Annotated in this window: 19 protein-coding genes and 1 pseudogene; 17 read left to right on the top strand and 3 right to left on the bottom strand. The window is 42.4% G+C overall.

The window, feature by feature from the left end; all coding sequences use genetic code 11:
- Positions 1-216 precede the first annotated feature (216 nt).
- From ACZ5AE_RS18070 to ACZ5AE_RS18040, 7 genes are all read left to right on the top strand, one after another.
- Entirely contained in the window at positions 217-735 is a 519-nt protein-coding gene (locus ACZ5AE_RS18070) for a LemA family protein (RefSeq protein WP_464573658.1), read from the top strand.
- Complete coding sequence (locus ACZ5AE_RS18065; protein WP_464565994.1) at positions 735-1463, top strand: TPM domain-containing protein; 729 nt, start codon at positions 735-737, stop codon at positions 1461-1463. Before ACZ5AE_RS18070 ends, ACZ5AE_RS18065 begins: the two co-directional genes overlap by 1 nt.
- 371 nt (positions 1464-1834) lie before the next feature.
- On the top strand, positions 1835-2542 hold the full coding sequence (locus ACZ5AE_RS18060; RefSeq protein ID WP_464565993.1) for a GntR family transcriptional regulator: 708 nt from the start codon (positions 1835-1837) through the stop codon (positions 2540-2542).
- Between the two features lie 3 nt (positions 2543-2545).
- Positions 2546-3388 carry a fumarate hydratase gene (locus ACZ5AE_RS18055; RefSeq protein ID WP_464565992.1) on the top strand — a complete coding sequence of 281 codons (843 nt, stop codon included), beginning with the start codon at positions 2546-2548 and terminating at the stop codon, positions 3386-3388.
- 11 nt (positions 3389-3399) lie between these two features.
- The gene (locus tag ACZ5AE_RS18050; RefSeq protein ID WP_464565991.1) at positions 3400-3984 is read left to right on the top strand and encodes a FumA C-terminus/TtdB family hydratase beta subunit; all 585 of its coding nucleotides are present in this window, start codon (positions 3400-3402) and stop codon (positions 3982-3984) included.
- Between the two features lies 1 nt (position 3985).
- A complete protein-coding gene (locus ACZ5AE_RS18045) occupies positions 3986-5056 on the top strand; it encodes a tartrate dehydrogenase (protein ID WP_464565990.1) in 1071 nt (356 codons plus the stop codon).
- A 37-nt stretch (positions 5057-5093) separates the two neighbouring features.
- Positions 5094-5240, top strand: coding sequence for a hypothetical protein (locus tag ACZ5AE_RS18040; RefSeq protein WP_464565989.1), 147 nt, complete (start codon positions 5094-5096; stop codon positions 5238-5240).
- Between the two features lie 574 nt (positions 5241-5814).
- Here ACZ5AE_RS18040 and ACZ5AE_RS18035 read toward each other — a convergent pair.
- From ACZ5AE_RS18035 to ACZ5AE_RS18025, 3 genes and pseudogenes are all read right to left on the bottom strand, one after another.
- A complete protein-coding gene (locus ACZ5AE_RS18035; RefSeq protein WP_464565988.1) occupies positions 5815-6873 on the bottom strand; it encodes a DctP family TRAP transporter solute-binding subunit in 1059 nt (352 codons plus the stop codon).
- Between the two features lie 404 nt (positions 6874-7277).
- Positions 7278-7361, bottom strand: a pseudogene (locus ACZ5AE_RS18030) (NAD(P)-binding domain-containing protein); the annotation flags it as partial.
- Positions 7362-7369: 8 nt separating this feature from the next.
- A complete protein-coding gene (locus ACZ5AE_RS18025; protein ID WP_464565987.1) occupies positions 7370-7498 on the bottom strand; it encodes a hypothetical protein in 129 nt (42 codons plus the stop codon).
- 208 nt (positions 7499-7706) lie between these two features.
- Here ACZ5AE_RS18025 and ACZ5AE_RS18020 point away from each other — a divergent pair, with 208 nt between their 5' ends.
- The 10 genes from ACZ5AE_RS18020 to ACZ5AE_RS17975 all read left to right on the top strand — a co-directional run bounded on the left by ACZ5AE_RS18020 (position 7707) and on the right by ACZ5AE_RS17975 (position 18695).
- Positions 7707-8264 carry a TRAP transporter small permease gene (locus tag ACZ5AE_RS18020; RefSeq protein WP_464565986.1) on the top strand — a complete coding sequence of 186 codons (558 nt, stop codon included), beginning with the start codon at positions 7707-7709 and terminating at the stop codon, positions 8262-8264.
- On the top strand, positions 8261-9529 hold the full coding sequence (locus tag ACZ5AE_RS18015; RefSeq protein ID WP_464565985.1) for a TRAP transporter large permease: 1269 nt from the start codon (positions 8261-8263) through the stop codon (positions 9527-9529). Before ACZ5AE_RS18020 ends, ACZ5AE_RS18015 begins: the two co-directional genes overlap by 4 nt.
- Before the next feature lie 91 nt (positions 9530-9620).
- Complete coding sequence (locus ACZ5AE_RS18010; protein ID WP_464565984.1) at positions 9621-10481, top strand: HpcH/HpaI aldolase/citrate lyase family protein; 861 nt, start codon at positions 9621-9623, stop codon at positions 10479-10481.
- Positions 10482-10595: 114 nt separating this feature from the next.
- The gene (locus ACZ5AE_RS18005; RefSeq protein ID WP_464565983.1) at positions 10596-11948 is read left to right on the top strand and encodes an MmgE/PrpD family protein; all 1353 of its coding nucleotides are present in this window, start codon (positions 10596-10598) and stop codon (positions 11946-11948) included.
- Between the two features lie 72 nt (positions 11949-12020).
- On the top strand, positions 12021-13487 hold the full coding sequence (locus ACZ5AE_RS18000) for an SLC13 family permease (RefSeq protein ID WP_464565982.1): 1467 nt from the start codon (positions 12021-12023) through the stop codon (positions 13485-13487).
- Positions 13488-13578: 91 nt separating this feature from the next.
- Complete coding sequence (locus ACZ5AE_RS17995) at positions 13579-14244, top strand: GntR family transcriptional regulator (RefSeq protein ID WP_464565981.1); 666 nt, start codon at positions 13579-13581, stop codon at positions 14242-14244.
- Positions 14245-14303: 59 nt separating this feature from the next.
- The gene (locus ACZ5AE_RS17990; RefSeq protein WP_464565980.1) at positions 14304-15659 is read left to right on the top strand and encodes an MmgE/PrpD family protein; all 1356 of its coding nucleotides are present in this window, start codon (positions 14304-14306) and stop codon (positions 15657-15659) included.
- 53 nt (positions 15660-15712) lie between these two features.
- Positions 15713-17230 carry an FAD-binding protein gene (locus tag ACZ5AE_RS17985; protein ID WP_464565979.1) on the top strand — a complete coding sequence of 506 codons (1518 nt, stop codon included), beginning with the start codon at positions 15713-15715 and terminating at the stop codon, positions 17228-17230.
- A 28-nt stretch (positions 17231-17258) separates the two neighbouring features.
- Entirely contained in the window at positions 17259-18104 is an 846-nt protein-coding gene (locus tag ACZ5AE_RS17980; protein ID WP_464565978.1) for a fumarate hydratase, read from the top strand.
- A 12-nt stretch (positions 18105-18116) separates the two neighbouring features.
- Positions 18117-18695, top strand: coding sequence for a Fe-S-containing hydro-lyase (locus ACZ5AE_RS17975; protein ID WP_464565977.1), 579 nt, complete (start codon positions 18117-18119; stop codon positions 18693-18695).
- The last annotated feature ends 62 nt before the right edge of the window (positions 18696-18757 follow it).

Genomic DNA, 18757 nt, shown 5'->3' with positions numbered 1-18757 from the left:
TTAAAAGCATGTTAAGTGCTTTAAGTTCAGCTTTTTTTGCGTTTTATCAATATAAAATCATTAAGCCCTGTATTTGTACTTTCAGAAAATATTCCCAAAAGTGGGGCACTTATTTTCAAGCGTTTATATACTGTGTAAGGAAAGGGCGTGGTTAAATTGAAACAATGGTTAGTTGGAATAGGTATAGTTGCCGCGATTATTGTTGTTTTCGGCTTTATGTTGATGTCCAGTTATAATAATTTCGTTGATTTGGAGGAAAATGTTGACCAGTCTTACGCTCAAATTGAAAATCAACTGCAAAGAAGACTGGACCTGGTACCTAACTTAGTAAATACCGTAAAAGGGTATGCGGCCCACGAAGAAGAAGTCATTACTTCTATTGCAGATGCACGTGCAAGGCTTGCCGGTGCGAAAACGCCAGAGGAAGAGGCGACTGCTAACGCTGAATTAACTGGGGCTTTGAGCCGTTTGCTGGTTGTGGTTGAAAACTATCCCGATCTAAAAGCAGATCGTCAATTTACACAATTAATGGATGAATTAGCTGGAACAGAAAATAGAATTGCCGTTGCACGCAAGGATTATAATGACCAGGTTGCGGTTTATAACAAAAAAGTAAAAAGCTTCCCGGGAGTAATGATTGCAGCAATAACAGGTTTTGATGAAAAAGAATATTTTGAAGCAGATCCCAAGGCCTCTGAAGCTCCGAAGGTTGATTTTGGAGGAGGCAACGGATAATGAAGGCAAAGAAGGCCATCAGCTTTCTTTTGGTGTTTTTGACTATTTTCCTTTTTGGAGGAAAGGCATATTCGGAGGATGTCCTAATCCCAGAACCAGTTGGCGACATTTACGTCCAGGATTTTGCCCATATATTAAATGATAAGGAAAAACAGGAATTACAAAAATTAGGAAGAAAGGTTGAAGACCAAACAACTGCGCAGATTGTCGTTTTAACGGTCCCAACAATAGGCGGCCGCTCCATCGAGGAATATGCCAATGAAGCATTTCGGCAATACGGAATTGGAAACAGCAAGGACAACAATGGTGTGCTCCTCCTCTTATCCATGAACGAGCGAAAATTGAGGATTGAAGTTGGCTATGGTTTGGAAGGGAGGATTCCTGATGGAAAAGCAGGCAGAATTCTTGATGAATATGCGATTCCTAACTTAAAAAGTGAACAGCCCAATATAGCCGTTATCGAAACATATAAGGCACTGGCAAAAGAGGTTCTCGCCGAAAATGGTGAAGCTGGCGACCAGCCAAATGGGGATGAAGGAGTTGGCATTCCAAGTTGGTTGATTTTTCTTGTGGTCATTATCCTGGTGTTTCTTGATTTCCAATTTTTTGGAGGGACGCTGACCTATCTCGTTCTTTCCATTCTGTCAAGAGACGGAGGAAAAGGGGGCGGCGGCCGAGGTGGAGGGGGAGGTTCATCAGGCGGCGGCGGTTCAAGCCGCGGCTGGTAATCCTTTTATAAAAAACGAACTGAAAAAGAGGGTTGGAGTGCCAACCCTCTTCAATTTCTTACCATAGGCCATTCTCATATCGGAAAACTGCAAAATACCAGAGCGGCACACTCATCACACCGTTTTACAAAATGGAGATATACATAAGTTGGTTAATACTAATCTGTTTGAAAAAAATGATGTAACCTTTCAATAAAGTTTTTAGGAATACGTAATACTTGTAAAATATGAAGCATAGTGGGGGTCTTTTGAGTAGAAAAAGATTAAAATTTTCCAGTAAATTAAATTGAGATTTGAAATATCTGAAAATTTTAATTATAATAAATGTATAACACTCGACTGTCGACAAAAGGTAAAAACGGATTCAAATAATGAAAAAAAGTAAATGGAAAAGAGGTGAAAATATGTTGGAATGCAGTCCATTGCAAAAGCCTTTACCGTATTATCAACAAATTCAACAATCGATAAAAGAAAGCATCTTTAGTGGTGCCTACAAACCTGGTGATCGCTTATATGAGGCGCAAATTGCAACGTTTTATAATACTAGCCGCAGTCCAGTAAGAGAAGCAATTCGGGCGCTGGTGATCGAGGGACTGCTAGTTATGGATCAAAAGTCACAAATATCCGTCTACAAACCAAATTTACAGGATGTACGGGATATTTACGAATGCCGGATTTCTCTTGAATCTACTGCTGTTGAACTGACTGCGGAACGAGCAACAGAGGAACAGCTGCACGAGTTGGAAAAAACGTTAGTAGAGACAGAGCAAGCAATAAAGGAAGATAGGCCTGATACTATAGTAGCATGTAATGCCCGTTTTCACGAACAAATTATTCAGTACAGCGGGAATTCAAGATTAAAGATGCTTGTAGAGGGTTTAAATGGCTTAATCTACTATTACCGTGTTTTAAACATTCAAGGAGAAGACCGTGCCCATGATATTTTAAAAGGTCATAGGGAGATTTACTTGGCGATCAAAGATAGAAACCCGAAAGAAGCAGCTGATAGATTAAGAGAGCATACGCAAGAGGATCTAAATAATATCGTTCATGTAATTGAACAATTTGAGGAGAGATAATTTTTGCGAATCGTTCATGTAGATGAGATTATTGAAACCGTTGCTAAGCTTTGTTGGGAGGCTTGCTATTACCTGCCGGAAGATGTATTAGCAGGTTTTAGACGTGCAGAAAAGACAGAAGCATCTCCAATCGGGAAAACCATCCTGCAGCAGTTATTGGAAAATGCCGAGGAGGCCAAGGTCAATCACATGCCGTATTGTCATGATACAGGAATGGCCGTTGTTTTTGTGGAGGTTGGACAAGATGTCCATATTACGGGCGGGAACTTTTTAGATTCAATCCAAGAGGGGGTCCGCACTGGATATCGAGAGGGATATCTGAGAAAATCAGTTGTCGGGGACCCGCTCATTCGCGTGAACACCGGGGATAACACACCAGCAGTCGTACATACCGAAATCGTTCCCGGTGACCAGATTAAAATCACGGTCCTTCCTAAAGGCGGGGGCAGTGAAAATATGAGTGCGATGAAATTTTTACTCCCTGGAGAAGGGATGCAAGGAGTTAAAAATTTTGTTTTACAGACAATTAAAGAAGCTGGCGGAAAAGCCTGTCCGCCCGTTGTTGTTGGAGTGGGGATTGGCGGAAGCTTTGATAAAGTAACCTCATTGGCGAAACATGCTGTATTAAGGGAAATCGGTGTCCATCATCATGAACCGCATATTGCGCAACTCGAAAAAGAACTCCTTGAGGAAATTAACAACACTGGTATTGGGCCGCAAGGGTTAGGCGGGACTAGTACGGCGCTATGGGTCCCAATTGAAACCTATGCTTGTCATATTACAGCGCTGCCGGTAGCGGTAAACATTCAATGTCATGCTGCTCGTAAAAAGACGGCTGTGTTATAGGGGGGAACGTGATGGCAGAATATCGGTTAAAAACACCTCTATCAGATGAGGATATTCAAAAACTGCAAATAGGCGACCAGGTTCTCCTGACAGGGACTATTTACATGGCTCGCGATGCCGCCCACAAAAGAATGGTCGACCTTCTTGAAGCAGGTCAGCCTTTACCGGTCGATTTAAGGGGCGAAATCATTTTCTATGCGGGTCCATGTCCGCCAAAACCGGGGCAAATCATTGGGCCAGTGGCTCCGACAACAGCCTATCGTATGGATCCCTATGCTCCTGCCATGTATGAATACGGAGTAAAAGGAACGATTGGTAAGGGGCCAAGAAGAGAAATGGTCAAAGAAGCGTGTAAGCAATTTGGTGCCATTTCCTTTGCTGCAATCGGCGGGCTCTCCACGATTTTAAGCAGAAGGGTAACAGATGTTGAGATCGTGGCCTATGAGGATTTAGGTCCAGAAGCAATCCGGCGGCTTGAGGTAGAAGATTTCCCGTTACTGGTTGCCTATGATGCGCACGGTCAAGATTTGTATGAACAGGAAATAGCCAAGTATGAAAATTACAATAAAAACGTGAATAAGGAAGTAGGTATATAATATGAAGAAACTAGAAATTGCTGTTATTCCAGGGGATGGGATTGGGAAAGAAGTAGTGCCTGTTGCGACAAAAGTTTTGGATACAATAGCCGAAATACATGGCGGTTTGAAATTTGAGTACAAAGAGTTTCCTTGGAGCTGTGATTATTATCTAGAACATGGAAAAATGATGCCAGATAACGGATTAGATATCTTGAAAAACTTTGATGCTATTTTCCTGGGGGCAATTGGAAACCCTCAAGTTGTTGCAGATCATGTTTCTTTATGGGGGTTATTAATTAAGATTCGCAGAGAATTTGAGCAATCGATTAATATTCGGCCGGCTAAATTTTTTAAAGGATTGAAATCACCTTTAGTTAATCCAAATGACTTTGATTTAATTGTGGTCAGGGAAAATAGTGAGGGTGAGTATAGTGAGGTTGGCGGAAGGATTCATCGAGGGGAAGATGAGGTAGCCATCCAGAACGCGATTTTCACTAAAAAAGGCACAGAACGTGCAATGCGGTATGCATTTGAACTGGCGAAACAGAGAAGAGGCCATGTCACATCCGCAACAAAATCGAACGGAATTTTCCATTCCATGCCGTTTTGGGATGAGGTGTTTAATGAGGTAAAAGCAGATTATGCGGATATTCAAACCGCATCCTATCATATCGATGCGTTGGCTGCCTTTTTCGTAACAAGACCGCAAATTTTCGACGTGATTGTCGCTAGTAACTTATTCGGGGATATTTTAACAGATATTGGCGGCGCCATCATGGGAAGTATCGGGATTGCTCCTGCAGCGAATATTAATTTAAACGGGAAGTACCCTTCCATGTTCGAGCCTGTACACGGTTCTGCCCCAGATATTTATGGTAAAGGAATTGCCAACCCAATCGGACAGGTGTGGACTGCGAAGATGATGCTCGACCACTTTGGCGAGCATGAACTAGGCCAGAAGCTTTTGGATGCCATCGAAGATGTTACCAATGAGGGAATTAAAACTCCGGATATTGGCGGAACATCCTCCACCATTGAGGTTGGAGAAGCTATTTGCAGCCGCTTGAAAGAGGTTTGTTCGGTGTCTTAAATAATCGTGGTTAATATAAGAGAGGCTGCTCAAATGGATGTTTGAGCAGCCTCTTTTTTGTTCTTATGGACGTTTTATGAAGACGTTTGATGCTTTAGGAATTGGATTTTGTTCCCATGACGGCTTCATTGAGGAAAGAAAGAGCTTTGGAGGAATGGATTTTGTCCTCATGGCGGGTTCATGAGGACAGAATGAGCTTAGGGAGAATGGATTTTGTCCTCATGACGGCTTCATGAGGACAGAATGAGCTTAGGGAGAATGAAAGTTGTCCTCATGGCGGGTTCATGAGGACAGAATGAGCTTTGGGAGAGTGGTATTTGTCCTTATGACGGCTTCATGAGGACAGAATGAGCTTTGTGAGAATGGAAGTTGTCCTCATGGCGGGTTCATGAGGACAGAAAGAGCTTTTGGGAGTTGGAAATTGTCCTCATGGCGGGTTCATGAGGACAGAATAAGCTTAGGGAGAATGGAAGTTGTCCTCATGGCGGGTTCATGAGGACAGAATGAGCTTTGGGAGAGTGGTATTTGTCCTTATGACGTCTTCATGAGGACAGAAAGAGCTTAGGGAGAATGGAAGTTGTCCTCATGGCGGGTTCATGAGGACAGAATGAGCTTAGGGAGAATGGAAGTTGTCCTCATGGCGGGTTCATGAGGACAGATAAAGCTTAAGAAATCTGAATATGTCCTTATGACTGCATTATGAAATGAAAAAACCCCTAATCTATTAAAACCAACATGGATTAGGGGTTAATAAACTACTATTTATTCTTGCTTTCTGCATCCTTAATGATATCTTCACCGATTTTCTTAGCCCATTCATCATAGATTGGCTGAAGTTCTTTCTTAAATGCTTCAATTTCAGCTGGTGAAAGCTCATTAATCTTGGTTTGACCACGATCTTTTAGCTTTTTCAAGGATTCATCATTTAGCTTTTTAGCAGATTCGCGTGCAACTTTTGTTCCTTCTTCTACACCTTTTTGAACAATGGCTTTTGTTTTTTCATTCATGCTGTCCCAGAATTTCGTATTAGTTAACAGAGCATAGTCCACACGAGTGTGTCCCATTACAGTCGTATACTTCTGCACTTCGTCGAATTTCTTTGATTCGATATTACTAAAAGTGTTTTCTTCTCCATCAACCGTACCTTGCTGGAGGGCAGTGTAAAGCTCGTTGAATGGAATGGATACGGAACCAGCATCAAGCTTGCCGTAAATTTCTTCGAGCAACTGTCCACCTTGAGTACGAATCTTTAAGCCTTTTAAGTCTTCCGGTTTCGAAATGGCTTTCTTGTTATTTGTCATATGTTTTGCACCATTTGGCCACATTGCAACACCAAGCACGCCGTCCTTTTCTAAGCGTTTAAAGATTTCCTGGCCTTTTTCACCATCCCAGAAAGCTTCTGCAGCTGCATCGTCTTTAAACAAGAATGGCATAGCAGGGACGTTAAAGCCAGGGTCATTACCGACTAACTTAGACATGTCCGGAATGATAAACTGAACGTTATTGGCTACTAGGTTCTGATATTCATCCTTATCGCCAAATAGCTGGCTGTTTGGATAAACTTGTACCTTGATTTTACCACCGGATTCTTTTTCAATATATTCCTTCATCGCAAGGGCACCGGCTTGTTTAGGTGTGTTTTCTGCCACTACGTGGGAGATTTTGATTGTCAATTCTTGAATGCCATCACCAGATTTGCCCTTTTCACCGCCGGATGAGCTGCTGCTTGTTTCTTTTGAGGAAGAGCCGCAAGCTGCAAGGCTAAATACCAGCAGAAGTGTTACTGCTACTACTAATAGTTTCTGAATCTTTTTCATTTGATTTCCCCCTTTTTTAATAAATAGCGTAATACAAATTGATTAATGTCTGACCGCTTCCAATTGGACCCGCATGAAACAGGTTACTCCCCATAGGACTTAGCAAACGCTTACATCTGATAAGTGATTAAGGTACTTAGATAAATTAATTCTTTTTTTCTATTAACCTTTTAAAATTCTTCTAGTTTCATCTAGGTAGTAGCTGTTCATATCAATGGTGATTAAAGGATCATGGTGAGTGTGTTGGTCTGAGGCGTATGGGTCAATAATTTCGTCAATGACTCGATTTTTGATCTTAGATGAGGGATGCATGAGTATGATATTTTGTACATTGTGAATCCAATCAATAAGATTGCCTGGTTTCCCGCCATAGCTCTGGAATTCATTGATCACGGAATTGCTTACATCGGGCTGTATACAGTATATCCGCTATTTAATAGGTTTTTTGCCATAGGAAAGCCCATGTTACCAAGCCCGATAAAACCTATTTACTGAATCATGAAGGAAAAACTCCTTCAAGCTCTTTATGTAAAGAGCCAATCTGCGGTTGAGCACGTCCGCTTGTAATGACGACAGCGGCGGTCACAATTTTTCTTATTTCAAATTCTATCTTTAACCCCCTCATTATAATGGATTTTGGATACAATCTACGCTCGAGTTGTTTCAACAAATGCTGATAATTCCACTATAACAAAAACAATAAACGTTGTGAATACACAAAAAATATAAAATAAATAAAATTTTCTGTTTATTTTTTAGAAACTATCTTGTATATTTTAAATTAGGTCCAGTTGTAGATTGGATACAATCCACAGTATAAGGAGTTGATTTTTATGAAGAAACTCTTTAAATGGCTTGATCACATCGAAGAAGGTTTAGCAGGAGTGCTGTTTATTGGAGGAGTAGTTGTAAGTTTGTATGGGGTTTTTACAAGGTATGTTCTCAATGCACCAGAATCATGGATTACGGAAATATTTGAATTTCTGCTTACATGGTCCATTTTTATCGGTTTTGGGCTGGCGCTGAAAGACAACCGGCACATTCAAGTGGAATTATTATTTGACGTCTTGCCAAAAGGTTTAAAAAGAATCGTAGCCACAATTAGTAATTTAATCGGCGGTGCATTTTCCTTCTACCTTGCTTATTCTTCTATTGAATTAATAACGTTATCAAAAGAACAAGGAACGAAAACAATTGATGTAGGTATTCCAATTTGGATTTCATATCTAGTCCTCCCAATCGGAATGGGCTTACTGGGACTATACTTTTTTGTAAAGGCTTACAGAGCAGGGAAAGGCGATCAAAGCGAACTTATCGGGGAAATTGAACAGTTATATGAATCAATGCAAAATACCGAAGGAAAACCAGGTGAGAAAGGGGTAGGAGTATGAATCCAGTCTTAATGCTATTTTTACTTTTTGCTGTTCTATGCTTATTACGCGTACCGATCGCCGTTAGTTTAGGATTATCAAGTGTTATTGCTTTATCAATGGCGGATTTTACCCTTTACACTGTTATTCAGAAGATGTTTAATTCATTGAACTCAGCCACATTAATGGCCATTCCGGGCTTTGTATTCGCTGGAATTATTATGTCAAAAGGCGGGATCTCACACTATTTAATTGAGGCATTAAAATCATGGGTAGGGCATATCCGCGGCGGGCTTGCGATTATCACCATCCTTGCTTGTATGATCTTTGCAGCTATTTCTGGTTCCAGCCCTGCAACAGCAGCTGCTGTCGGAAGTATTATGATTCCAGCAATGGTGGAAGCAGGATATGGTAAAAGATATGCAATGGGGCTTGTAGCGGCATCAGGTACACTGGGAATTCTGATCCCACCTTCGATTCCATTAATCATTTATGGAACGGTTGCCGAAGAATCAATTGGTAAACTGTTCTCTGCTGGAATCATCCCTGGATTAATGTTAGGCGGAATTCTTTTAATCTCTGCGATTATTCATGCCAGAATCCATAACTTTGGTAAATTGCCAAAACAGTCGATGCAAGAAAGATGGAGAAAGACAGCAAAAGCTTCTTGGGGATTTTTTCTGCCAGTCTTGATTTTAGGCGGCATCTATTCCGGTGCCGTAACACCAACAGAGGCTGCATTTGTATCTTGCTTCTACGGATTATTTGTTTCTATCTTTATCTACAAAGAAATGCCTTTTAAAACATTTAGAGAAGTGACGAAGGAGTCTATCAACATTACGTCGATGATTTTTCTAGTTATTGCATCGGCGATGATTTTTGGTATGTTCCTGACAACAGAACAAGTGCCGCAGGCCTTCGCTACCTGGATTGAAACAAGTACAAGCAATAAATGGATCTTTATGATTGGTGTCAATGTTATGTTCTTTATTCTGGGTATGTTCCTAGAAGCTGTCGCCATCATTTTAATAACACTGCCAATTCTTTTACCTGTATTAGCATTATTTGATATTAACGTCATCCATTTTGCGATTATTATGACGATAAACATGGAGTTAGCGATGATTTCTCCTCCTGTTGGGCTTAATCTATTCGTCGTCAGTGGAATCACGAGGGAAAAGGTCGGGGAAGTTGTTAGAGGGGTACTGCCATTCTTTGCCCTTATGGTTCTTGCGCTTGCTATTGTGGTCATTTTCCCACAAGTATCCTTGCTTTTAGCAAAATAACCTAATAACGATAATAAGAGAATCTGCTTACTCATTTAGTAGGGTAAGCCAGTTCTTTTTCTGTATCCAATATCCTAAAGGGAGGAGTACTATGAAATTGAGCAGATCCTATTTATTTGTTCCATCAACCTCCACTAGAATGTTTGAAAAAGCGCTGGCAAGTGCTGCTGATTGTATTATTTTTGATTTGGAGGATGCTGTTGCCGTCTCTGAAAAACAAGAAGCAAGAGAACGTGCAAAAATTTTTCTGCTAAACAATCAGCCGGAGAAAAATGTGTTGATCAGAATTAACGATATGACCACGAATTTTTGGAGGGAGGATCTAGAAGCTGCTATCGAGGCGGGGGCCAGTGGGGTTATCGTACCAAAGGCTGAAAGCTCGATTAGCATGAAGACATTATGCGAAACAGCTGTTATTTGTCTCGAAAGACAGAAAAGAGATTTCCAATCCTTTGCTGTTATCCCGTTAATTGAAACCGCCAGAGGAGTGACCTTTGCCTATGAAATCGCCTCTGCTCATTATTTGATTAAAAGATTAGCATTTGGGTCGATTGATTATTCATTGGATGTCGATTGCGAGTTAACGGATGAGGGAACAGAATTGCTTTTTGCCAAGTCGCAGGTGGTAACGGCATCAAAAGCAGCGGGCATAGGGGGTCCAATCGATTCAGTATATCCTGATCTTGCAAATGAAGCGGGGCTCATAAACGAGTCCCAAAGAGCAAGGAGGCTAGGGTTCAAGGCGAAGCTGGCCATCCATCCTAAGCAATTGCAGCCAATACACGAAATTTTCTCGCCAAGCAAAAAGGAAATGGAAGTGGCATTAGAAATTGTCAATGCCTTTGAAGCTGCTGAGCAGCAAGGGATTGCCTCAATTGCGGTTGGGAATAAACTGGTGGATTATCCAGTTTATAAAAAAGCAAAAGCGTTATTGGAATCGGTAATACTCTGATATTCATTATTGATACGAATTGAAAATTTATTTGCGAAATCAACACTTAAATTTTCGAAACTAGAACCTATATTTGTGAATTGAATACACAATCGAATGATGGAGGAAACCCAAATGGTAACTGAAAATTTAGCCTTACATATTACCAATACTTCTTACGAGGATTTTAGCCAGAATGCGATCAGAGAAGCGAAAAGAAGTCTATTAAACTGGCTTGGTGTAGCTATCGGCGCGGCAAACCATGAATCGATGGATATGGTGCTTAACGTATCAAAACTCACAGCCAGTCAGCCGCAGGCAACTGTGTTGGGAAGAAATGAAAAGGTAGATATATTGTTTGCGAGTCTTTTAAATGGGATGTCTTCACATATTTATGATTTTGACGATACCTTACTAGAAACGGTATTACATCCTTCAGCTCCAGTCTTTCCAGCGATTCTCGCTTATGCCGAGCAGCAAAAGAAGACGGGGAAGGATGTTCTTGAAGCGTTTATCATTGGCTGCGAGGTCGAAGCGAGGCTTGCCTTAAGTGTCTACCCGTCTCATTACTGGCGCGGTTGGCATATTACCGGCAGTGTGGGCGGTATTGGGGCCGCTGCAGCAATTTGTAAGCTGATGGGTTTAGATATTGAAAAAACAATTTATGCTCTGGGAATTGCAGCAACCGATCCAACTGGATTACGGGAAATGTTTGGCACGATGACAAAGCCTTATCACCCGGGAAAAGCGGCAATGAATGGACTTTTAGCAGCACTTGTGGGCGCTCAAGGTTTTACTTCCTCCAAAAAACCCCTTGAAGCAGAGCGCGGATTCTTGAATGTCTTATCTGAAGAGAATAAAGCAGAGTTAATTACGGAACAATGGGGCGAAAAATGGGAAGTAGAGAAAAATAGCTACAAGCCTTTTGCTAGCGGAATCGTTACCCATCCGGCAATTGATGCGATTATTACGATCCAAAAGGAACACAAACTTCAAGCAGAAGAAGTGGAATCTATTGTAATCACAGCACATCCGCTTGTGAAAGAACTTACGGGTAAAACGGCGATTACGACAGGACTGGAAGGAAAATTTAGTGTCTATCACTGTGTCGCTGCCGGATTCTTTAACCTAAAGGCAGGCGTCTATGAATTTACAGATGAATATGTGAACGACCCTTCTGTAAAAAATCTTCGCGACAAAATAAAGCTTGTTATCAATGAGAAGATAAAAGAAGATCAGGTCCAATTAACTGTAAAGTTAACAGATGGCCGGGAAATCTCCCTTTTTGTTGAACATGCGATTGGTAGTGCGGACACCCCGATGACAGATGATCAAATCAAAGAGAAATTCTTGGATGTCACAGGAGAAATCATCTGTTTAGCGGCAAAAAATGAGCTCATTGACCTTATCGACCGCTTCGAAGAGGTCGAGGATTTGACTTCGTTTTTCCAGCTATGCCAGCCAAAAGAAACTGCCCATCTATACTAAACAAGTCACCGAGGGAACAGCGGTCAGGTTCCTGAGGTGATTATGTATTTCTATCGAAAAAAGGAGAGAATTATGGCTTTCCCAAATACAAGGGTGAAAGTAAATGTTGTAGCGAAGCCGAAGCAAAGGTCTTCCATCGAAGTAAAAAAAATCATCCTATTGCTTCTTGGCATCGCGTTGATGGTGGGTGTCTATTTCATCCTTCCCGCCAACTATACAGGATCAGCCAGAATGATGCTGTCATGTTTGGTACTGAGTGTATTCTACTGGACGTTTGAGCCGATTCCGATTGGCTTAACGGCAGTAATTCTACTAATCTTAATGCTTGTTTTCGGGGTAGTCACAACGGATATCGTCTATAGTGGATTTGCTTCGCCTGCTGTATTTCTGATCATTGGCGGGATGATGTTGGCTAAAGGGGTTAATGATACACCTCTCACCAAAAGAATTGCCTATCTTTTTTTATCAAAATGGGGAGGTACGGCTAAAGGGCTCTTAGGAAGCATTCTTATCATTCCGCAAATCCAGTCCTTTTTTATCCCGGCGGCTGCAGTCCGGGCACAGCTGATGCTTCCGATTGCGACGATGTCACTAGATACCATCGGAGAAAAGGCCAAAGGGAATCTTAGAAAAATGATTCTTCTTGGTGTGGCCTTCGGAGGGACGGTCAGCGGTACAGCGGTGATGACGGCTGCGATTGGGAATATTTTAACGGTGGAATTATTAAAAGAGTTTGTAGGGATTAAAATCACCTATATTCAGTGGTTCACCTATACCTTCCCAATTTGGCTCATCATGATCCCAATCCTATGGTTTACCTTATTGAAAAGCTTCCCGTTAACAGAAGAAGAGAAGCACTTTCCACATGTACAACAAGAACTGGAAAGTAAGCTGGGAGAATTAGGGGCGTTAAATATTGAGGAGAAAAAGTGTTTAGCTATCCTCCTCATAATCGTTGCCTTATGGTTTACAGAGCCCCTGCATGGGCTGCACCCCAGTGTTCCTGCACTGATTGGGGTGGTGTTAATGGCATTACCGGGAATCGGCTTCACCAGCTGGGGAAATTTAGTGAAAATAAATTTTGATACCGTCCTGCTGATGGGAGCAACATTGTCTCTAGGATATGCTTTCAATAAATCAGGAGCGGCCAAGCTGATTGGGGAAAGCTTAAGTTCGGATTGGATTCTCTACTTTCTCCACTCACCGGTTGTCGCCGTCATCACGATTCTCGTAATTACCCATATCCTTCATTTAGCAGTAGCAAATGTTTCAACAGCAGTCGTCACCCTTGTTCCGATTTTTATCGGATTATCAACGAAAGCAGGGGCAGACCCTGTGCTAATTTGTTTGACAGCCTCAATAGCCTGTTTACATGGCTATATTCTAGTGGTTGAAGCCACACCAAATATCATTGTCTATAGCTCTGGCCGGATTCAGCAAAAGGAGTTCCTCATACCAGGATTGTGGTTAACGGGTCTAATGAGTGTCATTGTGCTTGTTATTGCGGTTACTTGGTGGAACTGGCTTGGACTACTATAGGAAAAATTAATAATAAATTTGCAAATCTATGGACAATTGAAAACGGATTCTGTATCCTATTCAAAAATAGGATAATAAGAGGTATTTAAATATGCTTGAGAAAAATCGACTTATGATAGAAAACAGAGATACCTTGCATTTAAAAGTATGTAATATTATTCGCGAAGCCATTTTAAAAGGAGAGTTAAAACCAGGCCAACGCCTTAAACAATCGGAGCTTGCCGATGCGATGGGTGTCAGCCGGATGCCAATCCGTGAAGCGCTGCAAAAACTAGAAGCAGAAGGGCTGATCAAGCTTGAGCCGCATAAGGGGGCAGTCGTAAAGTCGATTGAAGTGAAAGATATCGAAGAGATATATGCTCTCCGTACAGAATTGGAAAAAATGGCTGTCTACCAAAGTGTGGAGCATTTAACTGATGAAGACCATCAACAATTAACTACCTTGGTAGAGCAAATGGAAGCGAGCGAAGATGTGGATGACTTTATCCGTTACAATATTGAATTTCATCGACTACTAATGAAGCGGAGCAGCTGGGAGCGGCTCAATTCCTTCATCAGTACCTTATGGAATGGTCTGCCGCAGCAAACTCCTCATATTTTAAAAGGCCAAAAGGAAACATCGAATGTGGAGCACAGAAGTATCTTAAATGCCGTGTTAAACCGAGATAAAGAAACTGCAGCGAATCTCGTTTCCAATCATATTTCGCGAACAGGCAATATGTTAGTGAAAAGATTAAAAGAAGAGGGAAAAAAATAGCCCTCTCTTTTTCAAAAAATTGTATCCAATATCCAAAATAGGAATGTGAGGGAAGTAAAATGACATTATCGAAAAGATTAGCTGAATATGTGTGCCAAACGAGTTTTGAAGATTTACCTGAACATGTCGTGGAATTTACGAAAATTTGTATCCTGGATTGGTATGGCTCTGCCGTCGCTGGAAAAGACATGCCGCCTATTCAAGCGGTGAAGGAGCTTGTCGAAGAATGGGGCGGGCATGAACAAGCTAGTCTTGTCACGGGAGGAAAATCCTCATTAGGAAATGCAGTCCTAGTTAATGCCGCTTCCAGCCATATTGTGGAGCTCGACGATATTCATAAATCTTCTATAATACATGCCGGCACAGTGGTCATTCCGGCGGCTGTTGCCGCAGCAGAAGCCTATAACCTAAGCGGCAAAGAATTGATTACCGCAGTGGCCGCCGGCTATGAAGTCTGTTACCGAATTGGAGAGGCTGTGTCGCCATCGCACTATTATTTCTGGCATAATACCGCCACTTGCGGTACATTTGGATCCGCTGCAGCTGTGGCGAAGCTATTAAACTTAAATGTGGAGCAAACGATGCACGCGCTCGGAAATGCCGGCACTCAAGCGGCAGGACTGTGGGAATTTATCGAAGATGGGGCAAACACCAAACAATTGCACACCGCTAAAGCAGCCTACAACGGGACACTTGCTGCTCTCCTTGCGAAAAAGAACTTCACGGCTGCCACAAAAATTTTAGAAGGAAAAAGAGGGTTCTTTGAAGCGATGGCTGAATCGGCAGACCCATCGAAAATCACGAAGAATCTTGGGCATGAATGGAAGATCATCGAGAACAGCTTTAAGATCCATGCTTCATGCCGCCATACCCATCCAGCCATCGATTGTATCCTCGACATCATGAATGAACATTCTATTGCGTATCAACAGATTGATAGAATCACGATTAAGACTTATCAAACCGTCCTGCATATTACCGACAAACCAAACCCTGACAGTATCTACGCCTGTAAATTCAGCAGTCAGTTTTGCGCTGCACTTGCCGCTGTAAGGGGCTCCGCTTCGTTACGGGATTTTACTAATGAGAGCTTACAAGATTCCGAGATTTTAAATCTTATGGAAAAAGTAGATGTAGTCGTCGATGCCTATTATGAAGGAGCCTATCCGGAAAAATGGGGCGCCAAAGTCGAACTCGCTCTTAGAAACGGAGAGATCTTTGAACAAGCAACCGATTATCCAAAGGGTGACCCTGAAAAAATGGCCACAAAAGAGGAACTAATCCAGAAGTTTATCATGATGACTGCTGAAAAATTAGAACATCCTGAAGAAGAAGTGGAAGCGATTTTTAAATTAGATTCAATCAACACAAGGGAATGGCTGAGAAAACAAGAAATCAGCCATTTACAGCAGTAATGGAGGATATCCTTATCTCATATCGAACTAAATTATTGGGAGTGATTTGAAAAATGCCCATGAATGTTGATGTCATCGTGATTGGCGGGGGACAGGCCGCCCTTGCCGCAGCGATAGCGGCCAGGGAAGAAGGGGCACGTGTTGCCATAATCACCAAAGGGAAAGCGGGATTCGGCGGTTCATCCGTTATTTCAGATGGCGTCCAATCAGCCATTTTTTCAACAGGGGATTCGCCTGAAACCTTTTTCGAAGATATTATTCGCGGCTCCCGAAATCTATCAAATCCAAAGTTAGCGAGAATCTTGGCAGAGGACTGCACAGTCAGGGTTAATGAGCTAGAGAGTAAATTCGGCATCCCCTTGGAACGAGAGCGGAAAATCAGTACGCCCGGACACTCTTTTCCGCGCAGGGTTTATGCTGCAAATGGCCTCGGAAAAAACACAACAAAGGTATTAAGACAATACGCGTTGGAAATCGGCGTGGAATTATTCGAGCAGTCCACCTTGATTGATTTAATCAAGGTGGACCAAGTGGTTGTTGGTGTGGTTGTTGAAAAGGCAGCGGAATTACATGCTTTTTACGCATCTTCAACGATTCTTGCAACTGGCGGTTTCGGAGGGCTTTATGCGTCTACTGATAATCCCAAGGATGTATCAGGAGAGGGGATTGGCATGGCGTGGAGACATGGAGCCGAACTTGTCGATATGGAGTTTGTTCAGTTTTATCCGTATCGGCTGCAGCATCCCGCGAACGTCGATGTTATGACAAGGATTTTTGGAAAAGGAGCTGTCCTATTAAATAAGAGTGCGGTACGGTTTATGGAGGATTTTCCAAGAAAAGAACTCGAAACACGTGATATCCTAAGCTACGAAATGTTCAAGCAAAACGATGTGTACCTTGAACTATCTAATGTTTCTAAGGAGGATTTAGAGAAGGACAGTCCATATGTATATCGGCTTATTAAAAAAGGATATCAAGGGGAATGGAAGATGTACCCTGTTCAGCATTATTGCATGGGCGGGATCAAGGTAGACGAATGGGGCAGAACTAGTTTACGAGGTTTATATGCCTGCGGTGAAACAACTGGCGGGCTCCACGGGGCGAACCGGCTTGGAGGAGGTTCCCTGACAGAAGCACTTGTGTTTGGGCATCGGACCGGCACAATCGCGGCTCGAGAAGGTGTGCCTGTTCCAAAAGCGTTCGAGATCCCAGCTTTAGCAGAAAACACTTTACCTAATGGAAATGAGTTGGAGGTATCACATCGCCTAAAGGATATCATGTGGAGCCTGGTTGGAATCGAAAGAACCACTAGTTCCTTAAAACAGGCGGAAAAAGAATTAGACCTGCTGGCGGCGGGATTAACTGAGGAAATAGGAGTCACGGCACTTCAACTCCAAGATAAAGTTCGGGCAGCATGGGCAGCCGCATTTGCTGGAGCGAGGAGGAAAGAAAGCAGAGGGGCCCATATCCTTCAGGATGTAAAAGAAGAACAGAAACAATGGGAAGGAAACCTTGTTATTAAAGGAAAAACTATTGAATTCAGGCAAGAAATCGTGAGTGAAAGGACGTAACTTTTTAAACATAAAGGGGAAGATGGCTGTGCGAACGATTTATTATGAAGAGATTGTCAATCAGGTGGCCAACTTGTGCCAAGAGGCCAATTTTGAGCTGGGCCAGGATGTTATTCAAGCCTTTCAAGCTGCCTTGAAAAAAGAAACCTCCGAAACGGGGAAAGACATTTTAGAGCAATTGCTGCAGAATGCTGATATCGCTAGGTCCGAGCGTGTGCCGATGTGTCAGGATACAGGAGTTTCCGTTTTTATTGTCGAAGTCGGTCAAGATTGCCACATTAGCGGCGGCAGTCTCTACGATGCCATTAATGAAGGGGTTAAGAAAGGGTACGAAGAGGGCTATTTAAGACACTCAATTGTTGACCATCCGATCACAAGGGAAAAGAGTAAGGGCTATAATACACCGTCGATTATTCATATTGAATTGGTACCGGGTGAGGACCTGGTCATACATATGTCTGCCAAAGGCGGTGGCAGTGAAAATATGAGTGCCTTAAAGATGTTGAAGCCGGCTGATGGCTTGGACGGAATCAAGGACTATATTTTAAGCATTGTCGCCCAGGCAGGGCCGAATGCATGTCCACCGTTAGTGGTTGGAGTCGGGATTGGCGGGAATTTCGAGCGCTGTGCTTATTTAGCGAAGAAGTCGTTATTTAGGCCAATTGGTCATCGCAGTGAACGGCCGGAAATCGCGGAGCTGGAGAAGGAATTGATGGGAAAAATCAATGAGCTGGGTATTGGCCCGCAAGGAATGGGAGGGAATACAACGGCTCTTGATGTGAAAATCGAAATTGAACCTTGTCATATTGCCGCGCTGCCCGTCGCTGTGAATTTGAATTGTCATGCCAGCAGGCATAAAGAGGTCAGAATTTAGGGGGGATCATCAGTGTCAGCTATTCACATCACCAATCCAATATCCGAACAAGAATTATTGAAATTAAAAGCGGGTGATCGAGTATTATTAAGCGGAACCATATATACAGCTAGGGATGCTGCCCATAAAAGAATGTTCGAAACGCTGCAAAAGGGGGAAGAACTGCCTTTTGATGTGGCCGGGCAAACCATCTATTATGTCGGGCCAACCCCCGCCAAGCCAGGGGCAGTGATTGGTTCAGCAGGCCCGACTACCAGCGGCCGGATGGACAAATATACTCCGTCATTATTGGAACTTGGTTTAAAAGGAATGATTGGAAAAGGCTACCGCAGTGAAGAAGTCATCGAATCGATGAAGCAAAATAAAGCCGTTTATTTTGCTGCCATCGGCGGTTCCGGAGCACTGATTGCTAGAACCATTCAATCTGTAGAAGTAGTCGCTTACGAAGACCTGGGCCCAGAAGCAATTTATAAATTAACGATTAGTAACTTTCCGGCCGTGGTCATCATTGATAGTGACGGAAATGACTTTTACAAAATCGGAAAACAGCAATTTTTTGAGCAAAACCAAGTAAAAGGTGCTGACAGTTAAGGTCGGCATCTTTGAATTAAATTTATGAATATTCGAAAAACTATTGAAATTGTATTTTGGAT

The sequence above is a fragment of the Neobacillus sp. S1227 genome (assembly GCF_055385255.1).
The sequence above is the reverse complement of the archived record's forward strand: the minus strand, read 5'-3'. Positions and strand labels throughout refer to the sequence as shown.